The 19220-nt window shown below is 71.4% G+C and carries 13 protein-coding genes; 8 read left to right on the forward strand and 5 right to left on the reverse strand.

What is annotated here, in order from left to right:
- Nucleotides 1-126 precede the first annotated feature (126 nt).
- The 3 genes from J2X34_RS21765 to J2X34_RS21775 are packed head-to-tail and all read left to right on the forward strand — an operon-like array spanning nucleotide 127 to nucleotide 3333.
- Entirely contained in the window at nucleotides 127-1098 is a 972-nt protein-coding gene (locus J2X34_RS21765; protein ID WP_114722016.1) for a R2-like ligand-binding oxidase, read from the forward strand.
- 55 nt (nucleotides 1099-1153) lie between these two features.
- Nucleotides 1154-2182: a hypothetical protein gene (locus J2X34_RS21770; RefSeq protein WP_429519756.1), complete on the forward strand. Its 1029-nt coding sequence runs from the start codon at nucleotides 1154-1156 to the stop codon at nucleotides 2180-2182.
- A 29-nt stretch (nucleotides 2183-2211) separates the two neighbouring features.
- Nucleotides 2212-3333, forward strand: a complete 1122-nt coding sequence (locus tag J2X34_RS21775; protein WP_174911882.1) for a hypothetical protein — start codon at nucleotides 2212-2214, stop codon at nucleotides 3331-3333.
- A 168-nt stretch (nucleotides 3334-3501) separates the two neighbouring features.
- On the opposite strand, the gene J2X34_RS21780 is transcribed toward J2X34_RS21775, so the two are convergent.
- Nucleotides 3502-4017 carry a GNAT family N-acetyltransferase gene (locus J2X34_RS21780; protein ID WP_174911879.1) on the reverse strand — a complete coding sequence of 172 codons (516 nt, stop codon included), beginning with the start codon at nucleotides 4015-4017 and terminating at the stop codon, nucleotides 3502-3504.
- A gap of 33 nt (nucleotides 4018-4050) precedes the next feature.
- Nucleotides 4051-5151, reverse strand: a complete 1101-nt coding sequence (gene rsgA, locus J2X34_RS21785) for a ribosome small subunit-dependent GTPase A (protein WP_429519757.1) — start codon at nucleotides 5149-5151, stop codon at nucleotides 4051-4053.
- A gap of 385 nt (nucleotides 5152-5536) precedes the next feature.
- Between rsgA and J2X34_RS21790 the strand changes: the two genes are divergently transcribed.
- The 3 genes from J2X34_RS21790 to J2X34_RS21800 all read left to right on the forward strand — a co-directional run bounded on the left by J2X34_RS21790 (nucleotide 5537) and on the right by J2X34_RS21800 (nucleotide 9509).
- Nucleotides 5537-5887, forward strand: a complete 351-nt coding sequence (locus J2X34_RS21790; RefSeq protein WP_114721975.1) for a PLD nuclease N-terminal domain-containing protein — start codon at nucleotides 5537-5539, stop codon at nucleotides 5885-5887.
- 280 nt (nucleotides 5888-6167) lie between these two features.
- A complete protein-coding gene (locus J2X34_RS21795) occupies nucleotides 6168-7841 on the forward strand; it encodes an ABC-F family ATP-binding cassette domain-containing protein (protein ID WP_429519835.1) in 1674 nt (557 codons plus the stop codon).
- A gap of 129 nt (nucleotides 7842-7970) precedes the next feature.
- Nucleotides 7971-9509, forward strand: coding sequence for an FAD-binding protein (locus tag J2X34_RS21800; protein ID WP_429519758.1), 1539 nt, complete (start codon nucleotides 7971-7973; stop codon nucleotides 9507-9509).
- Nucleotides 9510-9516: 7 nt separating this feature from the next.
- Here J2X34_RS21800 and J2X34_RS21805 read toward each other — a convergent pair whose 3' ends face one another.
- The 3 genes from J2X34_RS21805 to J2X34_RS21815 are packed head-to-tail and all read right to left on the reverse strand — an operon-like array spanning nucleotide 9517 to nucleotide 12424.
- Entirely contained in the window at nucleotides 9517-11295 is a 1779-nt protein-coding gene (locus J2X34_RS21805) for an NTP transferase domain-containing protein (protein WP_254622597.1), read from the reverse strand.
- A 43-nt stretch (nucleotides 11296-11338) separates the two neighbouring features.
- The gene (locus J2X34_RS21810) at nucleotides 11339-11635 is read right to left on the reverse strand and encodes an MGMT family protein (protein ID WP_114721979.1); all 297 of its coding nucleotides are present in this window, start codon (nucleotides 11633-11635) and stop codon (nucleotides 11339-11341) included.
- Between the two features lie 12 nt (nucleotides 11636-11647).
- Nucleotides 11648-12424 (reverse strand): alpha/beta fold hydrolase, encoded by a 777-nt coding sequence (locus tag J2X34_RS21815; RefSeq protein WP_174911870.1) that lies wholly within the window; start codon nucleotides 12422-12424, stop codon nucleotides 11648-11650.
- 56 nt (nucleotides 12425-12480) lie between these two features.
- Between J2X34_RS21815 and J2X34_RS21820 the strand changes: the two genes are divergently transcribed.
- Both J2X34_RS21820 and J2X34_RS21825 read left to right on the forward strand, forming a co-directional pair.
- On the forward strand, nucleotides 12481-15807 hold the full coding sequence (locus tag J2X34_RS21820; protein WP_429519759.1) for an ATP-dependent helicase: 3327 nt from the start codon (nucleotides 12481-12483) through the stop codon (nucleotides 15805-15807).
- Nucleotides 15804-19214 carry an ATP-dependent helicase gene (locus tag J2X34_RS21825; RefSeq protein WP_429519760.1) on the forward strand — a complete coding sequence of 1137 codons (3411 nt, stop codon included), beginning with the start codon at nucleotides 15804-15806 and terminating at the stop codon, nucleotides 19212-19214. Before J2X34_RS21820 ends, J2X34_RS21825 begins: the two co-directional genes overlap by 4 nt.
- Nucleotides 19215-19220: the final 6 nt, after the last annotated feature.

Below are 19220 nucleotides of genomic sequence, written 5' to 3' on the forward strand. Positions count from 1 at the left end.
CGATTCCGCGGGTACCGGACTACGGTGAAGAACGACCGGGCACGCTCGGCCGACCGACACTTCCAGGTCCAGGACTCGGAGCGTGCGAGGCGGACGTCGGCGCAGGCCGGGAAGAAGGTTCTTCAGATGACCGCGACATCAGTCGACAGGCAGGGCTTCAGTTCACTCCGCCAGGGCGGACTCAACTGGGACGCGTTTCCCCTCAGGCTGTTCGTGAAGGGCAACGCCAAGTTCTGGAATCCCACCGACCTCGACTTCACGCAGGACGCCGAGGACTGGCTGGAACTCAACAGCGAACAGCAGCGCAGCGCGACGTACCTGTGCGCGCAGTTCATCGCCGGCGAGGAAGCCGTCACCGAGGACATCCAGCCGTTCATGAGGGCGATGGCCGCCGAGGGACGCTTCGGCGACGAGATGTACCTGACGCAGTTCTGCTTCGAGGAGGCCAAGCACACCCAGGTGTTCCGGCTGTGGATGGACGCGGTGGGGCTCACCGGCGACCTGCATCCCTTCGTCGCGGAGAACCCCTTCTACCGCACGCTGTTCTACGAGGAACTGCCCCGATCGCTGCGGGCCCTCGAGACCGATCCGAGTCCGGCGAACCAGATCCGGGCGTCCGTCACCTACAACCACGTCATCGAGGGCAGCCTCGCGCTCACCGGCTACTACGCGTGGCAGAGGGTATGTACCAAGCGCGGAATCCTGCCGGGCATGCAGGAGTTGATCAAACGGATCGGCGACGACGAACGCCGGCACATGGCGTGGGGCACCTTCACCTGCCGTCGGCACGTGGCCGCCGACGACCGCAACTGGGATCTGGTGCAGGAGCGGATGGGGGAGTTGCTCCCGCACGCACTCGGCATGATCCAGTGGGTCAACGACCAGTTCGAGGAGCAGCCGTTCGGCCTCGACCCCGACGAGTTCGTCGCGTACGCCGCGGACCGCGCGCAGCGGCGCCTCGGAGCGATCGAATCCGCCCGGGGCCGCTCGGTCGAGGAGATCGACCTCGACTACTCGCCCGAGACCCTCGAGGACAAGTTCGGGGCGGAGGACGCGGCGGCGATCACCGATGCCGCGGCGGAGGCCGCGACCGCGTGAGCTGAATCTCCATCTCAGAGATCGCTTAATCGGCGCGACTACCGTTCGCGGACCTATGAGCGAACACGAAACTACCCGCCGCAGGCTCTCGGCTCGGCAGGTTGCGATGATCTTCGGTCTCCTCGTCGTTACCGTGGTCGGCGCCGTCATCTACTTCACCGCGACGGCCGACGACCCCGGCTCGACCGCCGACCCCGGGTCCGCCGAGCAGGCGCCGCAGGCGGATCCGGGCGCGGACGCGCTGGCGCAGGCTCGGCGCAGCCTGCAGCAGACGAGCCTGCCGCTGTCGCTGCTCAGCGGCGGCGTGAGCCAGTTGGTCGACGGCGGCCGCCAACTCGACGACGGTGCCAACCAACTCTCGGTCGGGCTGGGGCAGGCGCGCGACGGGGCTGGTCAACTCTCGAGCGGGTTGACTGAACTCAGCGGCGGCGTCGGGCTTCTCGGCGACGGCGCGCAGCAGATCAGCGGCGGTGTCGACGAGGTGGTCGACCGCCTGAGCGGGCTGGGGGAGATCCAGGGTCAGGTCACCGGCTCGCTGCGCCAGGTCGCGGCGGCCTTGTCGGCGTCCCCGGACCCGGTGGCGCAGGGCGCGTCCGCCCGGGTCACCGACCTGGTCGCGCAACTCGACGCCGAAGGGATGGGGCCGGACACCCTCGTACAGCTCACGATGCTCGAGGACGGGGCACGTCAGCTGTCGTACGAACTCAACGATCCGTCGGCTCAGTTCGTCAGCGGTGTGGGTCAGATCGCGGACGGCGCGCGGCAGCTCAGTGACGGGCTGGTTCTCCTCGACGACGGCGGCAAGGCCCTCGCCGACGGAACCGGCCAGCTGGTGGACGGCACCGGACCGATCACCGGTGTGGTCCAGGGGCTCTCGACGAACGTCTCGGACGCGTCGAAGGCGCTGCCGTCGGCCCAGGCGCCGACGTCGGGCGCCGACGCCGAGCCCCAGGCCGCGGTGGAGGCCGACGAGGCCGGCTTACCTGCGTGGCTCTATGTCGTTGTGGTGCTTGTGGTTCTACTCGGAGCCGCCATTGCGTGGGGCTCCTTCGTCCTGGGTCGTCGATCAGTTGCGAAGCCGTGAGTCACGTGGGGTGAAACGCGCATGGCAGCATGGTCGTGATCGAGATGGTCGTGATCAAGATGGTCGTGATCAGCCACCATCGCAGGAAGGCACTCATGCGTCACACCGTCGCCCGCATGCTCGGTACGGGCCTCACGGCTGCTGCCCTCGTCCTCACACCGGCCCTCGCTGCGCCGTTCGCCGCCGCTTCGGGCACGGGCTCGCTGGGCCTCACACCGATGGGTGTGGTCCCCGCTTCCGAGTCGGCGATCCAGCAGCAGTTCGGCGTTGCGGGCCCGCATCCTGTTACCCAGTCCCGTAACCCGCAGGACTGCGCGGGCCTGACCGAGCTGTACGTGCGTGTCGTCCGCCTCGGCTTCGACGTGCAGGACGAGATGAAGTGTTTCGGCACCTTCCCCGACTCCGGTCTGGGCAGCCCCGTCGGTGTGGAGTTCTACTACCCCGACGACATTGCCGAACTCGGCGCGGTGCCGCTCGTGTTGTGGACGCCCGGCATCCTGGTCGAACCGGGGATCTACGACTCCACCGCCCGGCACCTGGCGAGCCACGGCTACGTCGTCGCGGTCAACTACTCGCTCGTCAACTGGTTCGGCCTCACGCACGAGATGGGCGCGCAGGCCGCGGCGGCGGCGAACGCCGACGAGGCCGGCCCGCTGTACGGCCACATCGACCTGACCCGCACGGTCGTCGCGGGCCATTCCGCCGGCGGTGGCTCCGCGCTGATCTCCGGCGGGCGCCTGCAAGAGGTCGGCACGCAGTTCGACCCGGACTTCCGTGTCGTCGGTGCCCTTGCGGTCGAGCCCGGTCCCGCGACGCTCGGCATCGGGGTGCCGCCGTCGACGGTTCCGACGCTGATCGTCACCGGCAGCGCGGATTTCATCGTTCACCCGGCAGGCTGGCCGTCGCTCGTGCAGTATCCGCAGGTGCAAGCGCCCGCGTGGCTGACAACGGTGCGTGGCGCGAGTCACGGCAAGCCCATGGACGGCCCCGCCAACTCCGTGTTCCCGGCCCTCGAAGTCGCCTTCCTCGACTACGTGACGAAGGACTCGGCCGCGGCGAAGGAGGTCTTCCTCGGTACCGACTACGCCCTCGCCACCGACGGTGCGCTCGTGAACACCGAGCGCAATACCCAGGCCGACGCGCTGCGGTAGATCGGTGTTCTTGCACTGCTGCTCGTGGTGGCGGTGGTCGCTCGCGTTTCCTTCGTCCGGGGCCGTCGCCACGCGCCGGGGAGTGTGCGGAGTACGTTCCCAGGTTCCGCCGGCCCCGAGGGGCGCGGCCGGAGCCGCGCCCCTCGGGGAATCGTGCCGGTTCTTGGGTCAGATGTCGCCGAACGCTGCGGCGTACCGGATGGTGCCGCTCGGGATCCGGCGTCCGTCGAGGGCGAGCACCATGAGTGCGTCGTCGGGGACGTCGACGTTCATCCCGACGCCGTGCTCGGACGCGCGGGCGAACCCGAACCTCGGGTAGTACGTCGGATGCCCGAGGACGGTGACGAAGTGCTCACCGCGCGTCTTCGCGGCCTCGAGGACGGCGCGGATGGCGGCGGAGCCGGCGCCGGTTCGCTGATACGCCGGGAGCACCGAACACGGTGCCAGGCACAGTGCAGGGGTATCGCCGATGTGGCAGCGAGTGAGCAGGGCATGCCCGACGGCGTTGCCACCCTCGTCGAGAGTGAGCATCGACAACCCGTCGATCCATGCCGGTTCCTCGCGCAACGCGTCGACGAGGTCGGCTTCCTCGGCGGTCTCGAAGGCAGCGAGGGTGATCTGTCGGACAGTCTGGATGTCCTCGTCGGTTTCCGGACGTGTCGTCCAGTGTGAGCGAGTGTTCATGTCGTACTTCCATTTCTGTGGTTCGGGTGGATGTCAGCGCTGCCGGTCGCGGAACCGGTAGAGGGCCCGAATGTCGCGGGTGATGGCCTTGTCGGTCGCGGTGCGCTTGCCGGCCTGTCGTGCGTCGGAACGGGAGGCCGCCCACTGGGTCTCGCGCAGCATTCTGCGGTAGCGGTCGAGTCGGCCGAAGTCGAGTCGACCGTCCGTCACCGCGTCCTGCACGGCGCATCTCGGTTCGGTGCGGTGCTCGCAGTCCCGGAATGCGCAGCCCTGGGCGAGCTCCTCGATGTCGGCGAACACGTGCCGGGCGCCGTCGGTGACGTCGTGCAGGCCGATGCCCCGCAGTCCTGGAGTGTCGATGATCACGCCCCCGCCCGGAAGCGGAAGCAGTTCCCGGTGCACCGTGGTGTGCCGCCCCTTGTCGTCCGTCGCGCGGACCTCGCTCGTCTCCATCCGGTCGGTGTCGAGCAGAGCGTTCGCCAGCGAGGACTTCCCGGCGCCGGACGGTCCGAGCAGCACCGTGGTTCCCGACAACGACCGGACCAGGCCCTCGATGCCCGCACCGGTGTGGACACTGACGGTGACGATGTCGACGCCGGGCGCCACGGTGGACGTTTCGGCGGCCGCCACTTCCGGATCACATTCGGCGGCATCGGCTTTCGTCAGCACGATCACCGGCGTCGTGCCGGCATCCCAGGCGAGGGCCAGTAACCGCTCGATCCGGCCGGGTTTGATCGGTGCCGCGAGCGAGGCGACGACGCCGACGGTGTCGATGTTGGCGGCCAGGACCTGTCGATGTGACGTTCGATCCGCCGACGCACGTGCGATCGTGCTGCGCCGGGGGAGTAGTGCCACCAACTCGGGCCGTGGACCCGGACGGAGCGCTGCCCAGTCTCCCGTGCACACCGTGTGCTCGGGGTCGGGAGCGACGACCGCAGTGCTGTCGGCGCGAACCGCGCCTGCCTCGGTCAGTGTGTCGCAGCGACCACGGTCGACGCGGGTGACACGGGCCGGGACCAGTCCGTGTTCGGCGTGCCCGGTGAACATGGCGGCGAACCTGCCGTCCCAGCCGAGTGCGGCGAGGTCGAACTCGGGAGTGGAGGTGGATCGTGGTGAAGACGGTGATGAAGACATGGTGAGACCCTTCGGGATTCGGGCCCTGTCGGACGACGCGCTTCACCCTCGGAACGCACACGTGCGCACCGTCGACGAGAAGGGGAGTCGTCTCAGACCGGGACCCGGGACGTGAGGATGGTCCGGGCACTGCCCGCGGCAGTGGTCTTCACCGCAATCATCGACTCACCTCCCTGTCTCACTCGCTTCAGAACGTTCGGCGACCACTCTAACGGCGCCGCGCGGCCCCTGCCACTGTGTTTCGAGGTGCCACGGGGAGGGCGTCGCGCCCGGAATGTCCGCGTCCGATAGTTGCGCTACGTACCTTCGGGTTGGTTTCATCGTCGGGCACGTGTGGTCGGGGACTTCACTGTGGTCGGGGATGACTGGGGAGGGTCGGCGTCGGATGCCGTATCTGGGTTTGATCGTGATGGTCCTGTGGATCGTGTGTCTCGTCGACGTGATCGTCGCCGAGGAGACCGCGGTGCGGAACATCCCGAAGGTCGGTTGGGCGATCATCGTGCTGTTGCTGCCGCTGATCGGTTCGGTGCTGTGGCTCGTTGCCGGACGGCCGGACGGCGGGTACGCGCCGCGCCGGGCCGGGGCGTCGTCGGGGTTCCCCGAATACGACCGTCCGGGCCGGCAGGTGGCGCAGCGGTCGGAGGACGACGAGGAGTTCCTGCGCCGCTGCCGCGAGCGCGCGGAGGAGCAGCGTCGGATCGGTCGTCAGCAGCGGGAGGGTCTCTCCGACGGCTGACCTCCGCGGGATCCCGGTCGGGGTTGCGCTGTCCACGCTCGGCTGTGCCCGAAAACTCGTTGGCACCGTGTCGGCGCCTCGGTTAGGTTCTCCGCATGTATGCAGGCACTGTGTCGATGAAGCCGTGGTCGCTCCGCTGACGGCGGCGACGACCCGAATTCCGACGACTTCTTCCACGCCGCCGTCCGAGTAGACATGCCGGGCGGTAATTCGTGCTGCCCCGGCTCCTTCCTCGAGCTGCGGAGTATCAGTGTCTGTTTCCCACACGGGCCGAAGAGGCCTGTCCACACCCGACCACACACATGACCACCTCTCGTCCACGGATCACCTACCCGCGGGCGCACATGCACACCTGCGAGCAACCTCGGTCCGTGTCGCGCTCGGGTCGCGTCCGGTTCTGGCGGACGTCTCCGTCACGGTGTCCTCCCGATCGCGCCTTGCGGTCGTCGGTGAGAACGGGCGCGGCAAGACCACGCTGCTGCACGTTCTCGCCGGAATCCTGCAACCCGACAGCGGAACCGTCAGTCGGGCCGGCACCGTCGGTATCGCTCAGCAGGCCATACCTTTTCGGGAGGGCGAGACCGTCGGCGCACTCGTCGCCGATTCGGTGGAGCCCGCGGTGCGGGCACTGCGGGAACTCGACGCCGCGACGATCCTGCTCGCCGACCGAGCGCCGGGAGCCGACGACGCCTACGCGTCGACGTTGGAAGCCGCGACCCGGCTCGACGCCTGGGACGCGCAGAGGCGAGTGGACATCGCGCTGTCGGCGCTCGACGCGTGCACCGACCGGGAGCGCCCGTTGGCGACGCTCTCTGTGGGGCAACGCTATCGAGTTCGCCTGGCGTGCCTGCTCGGGGCCGCACCGGACATACTGCTGCTCGACGAGCCGACAAATCACCTCGACCGGGGCGGATTGGACTTCCTCACCGACCGCCTACGTGCCCACTCCGGCGGGCTGGCCGTCGTCAGTCACGACCGCGCGCTCCTGCGCGACGTCGCCGAGGAGGTCCTCGACCTGGATCCGAGCCAGGACGGCCGTCCGCAACTCTTCGCGGGAGGCCGTGCGGGGTGGCAGGAGGGTCGTCGTCGCGCCCGCGAGCGATGGGAACGCGAGTACGAGGACCAACTCGCCGAGCGGGCGCGCCTGCAGGACGCCGTCGCCGACGCCCGCGATCGGCTGAGCACCGGATGGCGACCCGACAAGGGCCACGGCAAGCACCAGCGCCAGTCCCGGGCGCCGGGCCTGGTCCGGGCGCTTCACCGCCGCCGGTCCGACCTCGATGCGCACACCGTCACCGTGCCCGAACCGCCACTGCGGCTGCGGTTCCCGGACCTGACCGTCCGACCCGGCGCACCTCTGCTGCGGTGTGACGACGTCACCGTGGCGGGTCGGCTGGATTCCCCCGTCACGCTCTCGCTGGATGCGGGGGAGCGACTCCTGGTGACTGGCCGCAACGGTGCGGGCAAGTCCACACTGCTCGACGTGCTCGCGGGTGTGCTGGAGCCGTCCACCGGCAGCGTCCACCGCCGAGCCGCCGCCCGGATCGCGCTGATCGGCCAGGAAGTGCCCGACTGGGAGTCCGAGTTGACCGCGCAGGAACTCTACGACCGCCACATCCGGGGGCTCGGGCACGACGTCGAACCGATACCGCTGACGTCGACCGGCCTGCTGGAGAATCAGGCACGCCGGACGCCCGTGGGGCGACTGTCGCAGGGACAGCAGCGCAGGCTCCATCTCGCGATGCAGCTCGCCGGGCGCCCCATGCTGCTCATCTGCGACGAACCCACGAACCACCTGTCCGGGTCTCTGGTCGACGACCTCACCGCCGCACTGTCGGACACGCCGGCCGCCGTCGTCGTCGCCACTCACGACCGGCAGATGCTCGCCGACCTCGCGCATTGGCCGCACCTGGCCCTGTCCGCCGACGCCGATGCCGACAAGGAGCCCACCTGAGGGTTCCCTGTGTGATTACCGTCCAGCGGAACATGACCTACACCACAACGCCTTTCGGGATTAGCGTGTCGGTCCACCGGCCGGGCTGTGGTCCGGAATCGGATCGACGCTCGAGCAGGAGGATCCTGAATGGTGGATTGGAACGAAGAGACCGACGTTGTCGTGATCGGGTCGGGTGGCGGCCTCGCCGGCGCCTACACCGCTGCGCGCGAGGGTCTTTCGGTCAAGGTCATCGAGGCGACGGACAAGTTCGGTGGCACTACCGCCTACTCCGGCGCCGGCCTGTACTACCCGAACAACGCCGTTCTGAAGCGTGCGGGTGACGACGACACCCCCGAGGACGCCCGCGAGTACTTCCGTGCCGTGGTCGGTGACACCGCTCCGGTTGAACTGCAGGACGCGTACCTGGACAACGGTCCCGCGCTGATCGACTACCTCGAAGAGGACGCCGGCGGCTACTTCGAGTTCATGGCCTACCCGTGGCCCGACTACTTCCACGACGCGCCCAAGTCGCGCCCCGGCGGCCGCCACATCATGCCGGCGCTGCTGGATCCGGCCCGCCTCGGCACGCTGCGCGACGTGCTGCGTCCGCAGCCGGGGCCGGACCGTCTGGGTATGCCGCTGCCCGAGGGCGACATGTTCGGCGGGCAGTCGCTGATCGGCCGCTTCCTGATGGCGCTCACCGACCAGGGTGTGGACCTGCAGCTGGGCACCTCGTTCGAGGAGTTCGTGGTGGAGGACGGCGCCGTCGTCGGTGTCATCGTCGACCACGCCGGCAAGCGTGAGACGATCCGCGCGCGTCGGGGTGTGATCGTCGCCGCCGGTGGTTTCGAGCGCAACGACGCGATGCGCTCGAAGTACGGCGTCCCGGGTGTCGGTCGCGACACGATGGGTCCGGAGGCCAACCTGGGCAAGCCGATCCAGGCCGGGATCGAGATCGGCGCGGACATCGCGTCGATGAGCGAGGCATGGTGGTCGCCGGGTCTGACGCATCCTGAGGGCAACTCGGCGTTCTCGCTGTGCTTCACGTCGGGCATCTTCGTCAACCAGGAGGGCGTCCGGTTCACCAACGAGGGTGCGCCGTACGATCGCGCCGGCCGCGACATCATCGAGCAGATGGAAGCCGGCACGACGACGCTGCCGTTCTGGATGATCTACGACAACCGCACCGGCGGTATTCCGCCGATCGATTCGTGCACTCAGCCGATGGTCGAGCCGGAGAAGTACTACGAGGCCGGCCTGTGGAAGACGGCCGACACGATCGCCGAGCTCGCCGAGCAGATCGGTGTTCCGGCCGACGCGCTGGTCGCCACCGTCGAGCGGTTCAACAAGCTCGCGGCGAACGGCGTCGACGAGGACTTCGGTCGCGGCAACGAGCCGTACGACCGCGCATTCAACGAGGACGGCAACGCGCTGGTGCCGCTCGAGCAGGGCCCGTTCTACGCGGCCACGTTCGGCATCTCCGACCTGGGCACCAAGGGCGGCCTGGTCACCGACACGACCGCGCGCGTCCTCGACACGAGCGGCAACCCGATCCCGGGTCTGTACGCGTCGGGCAACTCGATGGCCCCCGCGAGCGGCAACGCCTACCCCGGCGGCGGTAACCCGGTGGGCGCCAGCATGCTGTTCAGCCACCTCGCGGCCAAGGACATGGTCGCAAACCGCTGACAGTGAATCACTGAGGGAGCGGCAGCAACTCGACGGTCTGAGCGTCGAGCGGGCCGGGCGGGAGGAGCGCGAGCGCCTCCCGCCCGATCAGCCCGGCCAGGTGTGCGGTGCGGACGACCGTGTCGGCGCGCCACGTGCCGTCCGACTGTCGCACGACGGGCACGATCCGGGTGACTCCAACTCCGGCGGCCGCGGCGTCTGGGGCGTTGACCACCGTGCCGGTCGCCGGCGCCGACGGTGCGCGTGCGGTGAGCCCGTCGACGACCGCGGGCAGCATCATCAGCAGCGTCGATACCGCCGCTACCGGGTTGCCCGGCAGTCCCAGCACGACGCGACCGTCCGGCAGCAGCGCCGTCACCTGCGATCCGCCGGGTCGGCACTTCACCCGGGCCACCACGATCCGGGCGCCCGCGCGGAGCAGGGCACCCCGCAGCTGATCGGCGGCGCCGCCGCCCGTCGCGCCCACCACCACGATCACGTCGGTGTCGCGGGCGTCGCGCAGCAGCGCGTCGAATCCGTCCGCGGTGTCCCGCAGATGGGTATCCGCCACAGTGCGAACACCGCAGTGGGCCAGCACGTCCGGTAGCACCGGGCCGAGGGAGTCGCGGGTCTGCCCGTCGCGGAGCGGACCGTCGCGTCGGATCTCGTCACCGGTCACCACGACGTGTGCCCGGACCGGCCCGCGCACCGCACCCGCGGTGACCTCCGCGCTCGCCGCCGCGGACACGACGGCCGGACCGATCGCGGTACCGGCGTTCGCGAGGTGGTGCCCGGGTTGCCAGTCCTCACCGCGGCGGCGGGTGTCGTCGCGCACCGGTGTGCCCGGTCGTCGCACCACGAGTTTGCCGACGGAATCCGGTGCGACGTCTACGAATTCGTCACGGATCACGCAGGTCGCTCCACTCGGGACCTGGGCGCCGGTCGCGATCCGCACGGCATCCCCGTCACCCAGGTCCAGGGCGGTGGGCTCGCCGGCGTAGCGGATCTCGGTCCGCAGCCGCCACGGTCCCGGACCGGCCACCGCGTACCCGTCCATCGCGGAGACGTCGAAACGCGGCAGTGCCTCGGCGGCCACCAGCGGGGCGGCGAGGACGGCCCCGAGGGACTCGAACAACGGTGCTTGACGGACGGGCAAGGGCGAGAGCAACTCTCGGACGGCTGCCCGTGCCTCCGTGACGGTCATCGGGGCGGGCACGTGGGCGGCCCGGGCGCGCTCGACGTCGGCGGGGGTGTCGCAGTCGGTGACGCCGGTGCATTCGACCGTGACGCGGCGGTCCGGCACGAGGGCCCTCATCGGCTGGTTCTCCCGGCCCGCGAGGGCGTCGAGGCGCGCGGTGAGCGACGCGCGGCGCCACACGCCGAGGAGGAACTGCATCCGGCCCGACTCGTCCACCGCGAACGACGCCTCCGCGTCCGGGCGGTCGAGCAGAGCCGACACCAGCGTGCGCACCGTTGCCCGGTCCAGGCTCGGCAGGTCCGCGGCGAGGACGAGGACCAGGCCGTCGGTCGACCCGGGGAGCGCCGACAGTCCGGCGGACAGCGCGGCCACCGGTCCGGACCCGGCCGGGGTCTCCTGTGTCTGCACGACGGTCGGCGGCAGGTCGTCGCGACGGGGCCCGACCACAACGGTCCGGTCGCAGTCGGCGGCGGCGGCGAGCGCGGTGTCCAGCAGGCGGCGACCGCCGACGGTGATCGCGGGCTTGTCGACACCGCCCATGCGGGTGGCACGTCCGCCGGCGAGGACGATCGCGTCCGTGGGCTCGCCGGGCAGGCCGAGGGAGGTCATGGCCCAATGCTGCCGCATCGACGACGTGTGTGTGGATCGGTGGTCAGAACCTGTGCCGTGCCGCCGCGAGATCGACTCGTCCGTCCCGGATCGGGACACCCTCGAGCTCGAGCTTTGCCAGCTGACGGTGCGCGAGGTGCGGTGCGGGTCGGCCCGAGGCGCCCAGCACCCGGTGCCACGACAGGTCGGAGGAGTCGGTACGCATGATCCATCCGACCGTTCGCGGGCTGGAAAGTCCTGCAGCGGAGGCGATGTCGCCGTACGTGGCCACCCTGCCCGACGGGATCGACGCGACCAGTTCACGGACGCGCTCGATCTGTTCGTCGGTGGTGGCGGCCATGCAGGACGGCCCTTACAGCAGCTTGCGGACGAATGTCGCGACCTCGTCCGGCTTGGCGTGCGCGACCATGTGGTCGCAATCCAGGTCGGCGAGCGTGAGGTCGGCACCGAGGTGCTCGGACAGCGCGCCGCGGAACTCCGCGGTCACGTACGGCGGCTGCACGCGCAGCGCCTGCACCAGCACGGTCGGGATGCCGCGTGGCGGGAGGACGAAGTCGCGGGCCATCTCGCCCCACGACGCGACGACCGCGGGCACCGACATGCGCCAGCCGAAGCGGCCGTTGTCGAGTTCGACGAGGTGCTCGTCGAGGTCGCTGTCGAGCACGTCGGCGGGCACGTCGGCCCAGGCGCCGTGCCGCTTCTCGGCCCGGGCCTCGGCGACGTCGGTGTAGTCGGGGTGCGCCACGACCAGTTCCGCGATGCGGCTCATCGTCTCGGGGTCCAGGCCCAGCGCCGGGTCCAACAGGACCAGTCCCCGGATCCGCTCCGGCGCGGCCTGCGCGAGGTGCAGCGCGATCGCGCCGCCGTAGGAGTGGGCGACCACGACCACCGGGCCGGTCGCGTGCTCGTCGAGCACCGCGAGGAGGTCGTCGACATGCGTGTCGAGGCCCCACGGCGGCGTGTACGACGAGCGGCCGTGCCCGCGCAGGTCGGGGGCGATGATGCGGGTGTCGCTGAGCTGGCCGGACCCGAGGGCCTCCCACCGGCGGCCGTGCCCGGTGAGGCCGTGGATTGCGAGCACCTCCGACGCTCCCGGGGTACCGAACAGGTAGGTGTGGAGACCGCGCATGGCGTCCACTATGCCGGATGTGGTCGATGTCGGACCCGTCTGGTGAGATTCCTTTCATGACCGAACCGGGCACCCGCACCCGACAGTCGGCGGCCCCGGCCGCGCGGCTCGTCGGCCGCTCGGCCACGGCGCCGGCGGTCCGGACGTGGGGGCCCGACGCGGCGCGGGTGCTGACCGGCGCGCCGCCCGGGCGCGGGTGGCACCCGTGGCAGATCCTGGGCGGGCCGGGCACCGGGAAGACGTCGCTGATCGTGGACGCCGCGGTGGCCCGGATCGCGGCCGGCGCCGACCCGGAATCGGTGCTGGTGCTGACGCAGTCGCGGCGCGCCGCCACCGCGGTCCGCGAGCAGATCACCGCCGGGCTGCTCGCGGCGGAAGCGGAGACCGGCACGGATGCCGGCCCGCGCGCGACGCGGGAACCGCTGGTGCGGACGGTGCACTCGTACGCGTTCGCGGTGCTGCGACTGCAGGCCGCGGCGCACGGCAACCCGCCGCCCCGGCTCATCACCGGAGCCGAGCAGGACGCGGTGCTGCGCGAGTTGCTGCGCGGTGACATCGCCGACGGCGGAGACATGTGGCCGGAGCGGCTGCGGCCCGCGCTCGGCATGACGGGTTTCGCGGTGGAGCTGCGGAACCTGATGCTGCGGGCCAACGAGCGGGGGCTGGGCCCGGAGGACCTCATCGAGCTGGGCCGGGCGCATGCGAAGCCCGAGTGGGTGGCCGCCGGGCGGTTCGCGATGCACTACGAGCAGGGCATGCTGCTGCGCGGTGCGGTGGGCATGGAGGCGCCCGAGGCCACCGCACCCGCCCTCGACGCCGCCGAACTGATCAGCGCGGCCCTCACCGCGTTCGCGACCGACCGCGATCTGCTGCAGCGGGAACGGGTGCGGGTGCGGCACCTGCTGGTCGACGACGCGCATCACCTGGACCCGCAGGCCGCGCAGTTGGTGCGGCTCATCGGCACCGGAACCGCGATGACCGCGGTGGTGGGCGATCCGGACCAGTCGATCTTCGCCTTCCGCGGCGCCGACCCGCGGTTCCTCACCGAACTCGCGGACCGCGGCGATCCGGCGCAGGTCGTCCTCGACGTCAACTTCCGGGCGGCGCCCGCGGTCGCGGCCGTGTCCGCGCGGGTCGCCGCGCGCCTGCCCGGCAATCCGCCGCATCGCGGGGCGAGTGCGCCCGCGGCCGGCCCCGAATACGACGAGGCACCCGGCCGGGTCGTGGTGCGGGTGCTGACCACGCCGGCCAAGGAGGCGGCGCTCGTCGCGGACACCCTGCGCCGGGCACACCTCGTGGACGGAGTGCCGTGGTCGCAGATGGCGATCATCGCGCGCTCGGTGCCCCGGGTGCTGCCGCCGCTGCGGCGTGCGCTGCTCGCCGCCGGGGTGCCCGTGACGACCGCGGCCAGCGAGCTGCCGCTGGCCCGCCAGCACGGTGTGGCCGGGCTGCTGTCGGTGATGCGCGCACTGGTCGGCGGCGAGTTCACCGGCGAGGACGCGCTGGCCCTGCTGACCGGCCCCATCGGCGGTGCCGAGCCGGTGAGCCTGCGGCGCCTGCGCCGCGGACTGCGGCGCGTGGAACTCGCGTCGGGTGGCGACCGGGACTCGGCGGAGCTGTTGCGGCAGATCATCGTCGACGGTCCCGACGCGGAGGGTGTCGCGCACCTGCTCCGAGGGCTCACCGACGTCGAATCGCTGTCCCTGCGAAGGGTATTGAAGGTGCTGCGCCGTGCCCGGGTGCCGCTGCAGCGCGGCCGTGGCATCGAGGAAGTGCTGTGGGCGGCATGGCAGGCGACGGGGCTCGAGCGCCGCTGGGCCGCGGCGTCGGCGTTCGGCGGACCCATCGGCGCGCAGGCCGACCGTGATCTCGACGCGGTGGTCGCACTGTTCGACGCGGCCGCCAACTACGTCGACCGGCTGCCGCGGGCGCAGCTGTCGGGGTTCGTGGACTACCTGGTGGAGCAGGCGATTCCCGGCTCGCCGCGGTCGCGGGCCGTCGCGGAACAGGAGACCGTGACCGTCCTCAGCGCGCACTCCGCGGCGGGTCGGCAGTGGCAGGTGGTCGCGGTCGTCGGTGTACAGGAGGGGCTGTGGCCCAGCCTCGGTGCCCGGGGCACGCTGCTCGGTACGGAGGAGTTGATCGACCTCACCAGCGGTGTGGGGGAGATCGACAGGACGCTCTCGCGAACCGCACCGTTGCTGGCGGAGGAACGTCGCCTGTTCCTGGTGGCGTGCAGCCGCGCGCGCAGTTCGCTGCTGGTGACGGCGGTGGACTCGTCGAGTGGGGACGCCGACCTGGTCCGCTCCCGCTTCGTCGACGATCTGCTCCGCGGCGACGAGAACGACGACGACGCGGACGTGCCGCCCGTCGCGCAGGACACCCCGCGTGTTCTCGCGCTGCCGGCGCTCGTGGCGGAACTGCGCAGTGTCGTGTGCGATCCCGACATCGCCGAGACCGACCCGCAGCGGCAGCGGCGGGCGGCGCACCAACTCGCGCGGCTCGCGCAGGCCGGGGTCCGCGGGGCGCACCCGGACCTGTGGTACGGCACCGCGGACCCGAGTTCGGATGCCGGACTGTGGGATCCGGAGGACGGGCCCGTGCCGTTGTCGCCGTCCACGATCGAGCTGCTCAACAACTGTCCGCTGCGCTGGATGCTGGAGCGGCACGGCGGCAGCGACGGCGACACCACGCACGCGATCGCCGGCACGCTCGTCCACACGTTGGTGCAGGCGCTCGCCGGGCACATCCCGCCGGACCAGGTGGATCGTGCCCTGGAATCGGCCTGGGACTCGGTGGACCTCGGTTCGCAGTGGTATTCGCGGCGGGAGCTCGAACGCACCCGGGGCATGCTCGACGCCTTCGCGAACTGGTTGCGCAGTACGCGTTCCGAGCTCACCGAGGTGGGCGTCGAGGTCGCGGTGGACGGGGTGCTCGAGCCGCGGGTCGAGGGCGACCCACAGGTGCGGATTCGCGGGCGCATCGACCGGCTCGAGCGTGACCCCGACGGCCGCCCGGTGATCATCGACGTCAAGACCGCGAAGGCCGCGGTCACGAAGGACCAGGCGCAGCAGCACGCGCAGCTCGCGGCGTACCAGGTGGCGGCCGCTCACGGCGCGGTCGAGGGCGAACCGGCGTCACGGCCGGGCGGCGCACGTCTGGTGTTCGTCGCGAAGCCGCACAAGAAGGAAGGTGCCACCCAGCGCGTCCAGGAGCCGCTGGACGACGAGGGGCTCGCGTTGTGGGAGAACACGATCCACGCAGCCGCCGCGGCCACGCGCGGGCCCACGTTCCTGGCGCGGATCAACGACAGTTGCAGGCATTGCCCGGTGCTCTCGAGCTGCCCGGCGCACGACGAGGGACGGCAGGTGACGTCGGAGTGAGTACGGCAGCAAGTGCACCGGAGAACGGGCGCCGCGTCAGCCCCGCCGTGCTGGCGGAGGCGCTCGGACAGTTCCCGCCCACCGACGAGCAGGCCGCCGTCATCGAGGCGCCGCTCGGTCCCACCCTGGTGGTCGCCGGGGCCGGTGCGGGGAAGACGGAGACCATGGCGGCCCGGGTGGTGTGGCTGGTCGCCAACGGTCTGGTCGAGCCCGAGCAGGTGCTGGGTCTGACGTTCACCCGCAAGGCCGCACAGCAGCTCACCAGCCGGATCCGGCAGCGGCTCGCCAAGCTCGCCGGCTCCACGCTGGTCCGTGACCTCGACCCCAGCGGCGGTCTGCGGTCCCGGATCCTGGGCAGCGAACCCGAGGTCAGCACGTACCACTCGTATGCCGGACGGCTGCTGTCCGAGCACGGCCTGCTGCTGCCGATCGAACCGTCCGCGACGCTGCTGTCGGAGACCGAGCTGTGGCAGCTGGCGTACCGGGTGGTGAGCGCGTGGGACGGCGACCTCGACACCGACCGCAACCCGGCGTCCATCACCGAGTCGGTGCTGGCGCTGTCGGGCCAGCTGGCCGAGCACCTCGTCGAACCGGACGATCTGCGGGAGGCACACACCGAACTCGACAAGCTGATCCACACGCTGCCGGCCGGTCCGAAACAGCGTGGGGGACCGTCGAAGACGCTGCTCGACATCCTCGAGGTGCAGCACCAGCGCCTCGACCTGCTGCCGCTGGTGCGGCGGCTCGCGGACACGCTGCGCCGCGAGGGCGCGCTGGACTTCGGCAGCCAGATGTCGCTCGCGGCGCGGGTCGCGTCCGAGCACCCCGAGGTGGGGCGCAGCGAGCGTGACCGCTTCCGAGTGGTGCTGCTCGACGAGTACCAGGACACCGGCCACGCGCAGCGGGTGCTGCTGTCGTCGCTGTTCGGCGGCGGCGAGGACGCCGGTCTGGCGCTCACCGCGGTGGGCGACCCGATGCAGTCCATCTACGGTTGGCGCGGTGCCTCCGCCGCCAACCTGCCGCGGTTCGCCACCGACTTCCCCCTCGCCGACGGTACCCCGGCACCCAAGCTCGAGCTGCTCACCAGCTGGCGCAACCCGCCGGAGGCGCTCACGCTCGCGAACATGGTGTCGGATCCGTTGCGCGACAGGGGTGTCGAGGTCAGCATGCTGCGCGCCCGCCCGGGCGCGGTACCCGGCGATGTGCGCCTCGGGCTGCTCGACACGGTCGAGACGGAACGGTCGTGGGTGGCCGACCGCATCGCCGAGCAGTACGAGGCGGCCCGGGCGGACGGCGGGAAGCCGCCCACCGCGGCTGTCCTGGTGCGCCGCAACGCCGACGCCGCACCGATCGCGGAGGAACTGCGGGCCCGCGGACTGGCGGTGGAGGTGGTGGGCCTCGGTGGTCTGCTGCACACCCCGGAGGTCGCGGACGTCGTGGCGATGCTGCGGCTCGTGGCCGACCCGATGGCCGGCAGTGCCGCGGTGCGCGTCCTCACCGGCGCCCGCTGGCAGATCGGCGCCGCCGACCTGCGGGCGCTGTGGAAGCGGGCCGGCGAACTGGGCATCCGCACCGGCTTCGGCGCCGCGGGGGCCGTCACCGACAGCGCCGCCCTGGACGAGGCCCTCGGCAGCGCGCTGCCGGGGGAGCAGGCCGAGCAGGCGGGACTGGCCGACGCCCTCGCCGATCCCGGCCCCGCCGGCCGGTACTCGGAGGCCGGCTACGTGCGGATCTGCGCGGTCGCGGCCGAGTTGGCGTCGCTGCGCGAGCGGCTCGGCCAGCCCCTCACCGAACTGGTCGCCGAGGTGGAACGGGTGATCGGCATCGGGATCGAGGCGCAGGCCCGGACCCGGTCGTCGGAGGTGGGCGGCGCCGGCCGCGAGCACCTCGACGCGTTCGCCGACGTCGTGTCCGGCTACGCGAACCGCACGTCGGCGACGCTGACCGGTCTGCTGTCGTTCCTGGCCGCCGCCGAACACGTCGAGAACGGGCTCGCTCCCGGCGAGATCGAGGTGGCGCCGGACCGCGTGCAGATCCTCACGGTGCACTCCGCGAAGGGGCTCGAGTGGGAGGTGGTGGCCGTGCCGCACCTCACCGCGGGCGTGTTCCCGTCCACGCAGGCGTCGGCCACGTGGCTCGGCTCGGTGGCCGAGCTGCCGCCGGCGCTGCGCGGCGACCGCGCCTTCGACGGTGAATCCGCCGACGGGGTACCGGTTCTCGGACTCGAGGACCTGTACAACCGCAAGGACCTCGAGGACGCGATCACCGGCCACAAGAAGGCACTGGGCACCCGGCGGCTCGACGAGGACCGCCGCCTGTTCTATGTCGCGCTCACCCGCACCGAGCGGGCGCTGTTCGTGTCCGGGCACCATTGGACCGAGACCGGCTCCGAACCGAAGGGGCCCTCGCCGTTCCTGCTCGAGCTCGAGGACCTCGTGTCCGCGGCCGCGAGCGCGCCGGGCGAGTCGCTCGGCGTGATCGACGTGTGGGCCCCCGCCCCCGACGACGGCAGCGAGAACCCGCTGACCGCCACGCCTCGGACCGCGATGTGGCCGCGGGACCCACTGGGCCGGCGACGCGCCGACGTCGAGCGCGGTGCCGACTCGGTGCGCGAGGCCCTCGCGGATCTCGACAAGCCCGGACCGGCGGAGTCCGAGTCGGCGCCCGATCCACTCGACGACCCCGACAACTGGGCCGCCGACGTGGACGCGCTGCTCGCCGAGCGCAACGCGCGGGTGTCGGGCACGGCGGACGTCGAGCTGCCCGCACAGCTGTCGGTGAGCCAGCTCGTGGATCTCGCGGCGGACCCGGACGAGCTGGCCGCGCGGCTACGTCGGCCGCTGCCGTTCCCGCCGAACCCGTTGGCACGGCGGGGAACCGCGTTCCACGCGTGGGTGGAACAGCGGTTCGGTGCCACGCGGCTCCTCGACTTCGACGAGCTGCCCGGCGCCGCCGACACCGGGGTGGGTACCGAGACGGAACTGGCGCTGCTGCAGGACGCGTTCCTGCGGTCGCCGTGGGCCGACCGGAACCCCGTCGAGGTGGAGGTGCCGTTCGAGACGTCGGTCGCCGGGACGGTGCTGCGCGGCCGCATCGACGCGGTGTTCGCCGACCCGGACGGCGGCTGGACCGTCATCGACTGGAAGACCGGTGCGGAGCCGTCGGCCGCGAACGAGAAGGCCGTCGTGATGCAGCTCGCGGCCTACCGGCTGGCGTGGGCGGAACTGATGGCGGCGCGACAGGCGCAGGTCACGGGCCGCCCGGCCGACCTGCCGCTCGACAAGGTGCGGGCAGCCTTCCACTACGTGCGCACGGGGCGAACCATCGCACCGGAGAACCTGCCCGACGCCGACGAACTGGCGCGGCTGATCAGGACGGCGGGCGCGGAGAAGGAACTCGAACAGTGAGAGCCC

It is taken from the genome of Rhodococcus sp. BE178 (assembly GCF_050433545.1).
Taxonomy (GTDB): Bacteria; Actinomycetota; Actinomycetes; order Mycobacteriales; family Mycobacteriaceae; genus Prescottella.

Excerpts from the sequence above, each read along its gene's own strand:
- J2X34_RS21765 (WP_114722016.1), top strand. The coding sequence starts at position 127 with ATGACCGCGACATCAGTCGACAGGCAGGGCTTCAGTTCACTCCGCCAG.
- J2X34_RS21770 (WP_429519756.1), top strand. The coding sequence starts at position 1,154 with ATGAGCGAACACGAAACTACCCGCCGCAGGCTCTCGGCTCGGCAGGTT.
- J2X34_RS21775 (WP_174911882.1), top strand. The coding sequence starts at position 2,212 with ATGGTCGTGATCGAGATGGTCGTGATCAAGATGGTCGTGATCAGCCAC.
- J2X34_RS21780 (WP_174911879.1), bottom strand. The coding sequence starts at position 4,017 with ATGAACACTCGCTCACACTGGACGACACGTCCGGAAACCGACGAGGAC.
- rsgA (WP_429519757.1), bottom strand. The coding sequence starts at position 5,151 with ATGTCTTCATCACCGTCTTCACCACGATCCACCTCCACTCCCGAGTTC.
- J2X34_RS21790 (WP_114721975.1), top strand. The coding sequence starts at position 5,537 with ATGCCGTATCTGGGTTTGATCGTGATGGTCCTGTGGATCGTGTGTCTC.
- J2X34_RS21800 (WP_429519758.1), top strand. The coding sequence starts at position 7,971 with ATGGTGGATTGGAACGAAGAGACCGACGTTGTCGTGATCGGGTCGGGT.
- J2X34_RS21805 (WP_254622597.1), bottom strand. The coding sequence starts at position 11,295 with ATGACCTCCCTCGGCCTGCCCGGCGAGCCCACGGACGCGATCGTCCTC.
- J2X34_RS21810 (WP_114721979.1), bottom strand. The coding sequence starts at position 11,635 with ATGGCCGCCACCACCGACGAACAGATCGAGCGCGTCCGTGAACTGGTC.
- J2X34_RS21815 (WP_174911870.1), bottom strand. The coding sequence starts at position 12,424 with ATGCGCGGTCTCCACACCTACCTGTTCGGTACCCCGGGAGCGTCGGAG.
- J2X34_RS21820 (WP_429519759.1), top strand. The coding sequence starts at position 12,481 with ATGACCGAACCGGGCACCCGCACCCGACAGTCGGCGGCCCCGGCCGCG.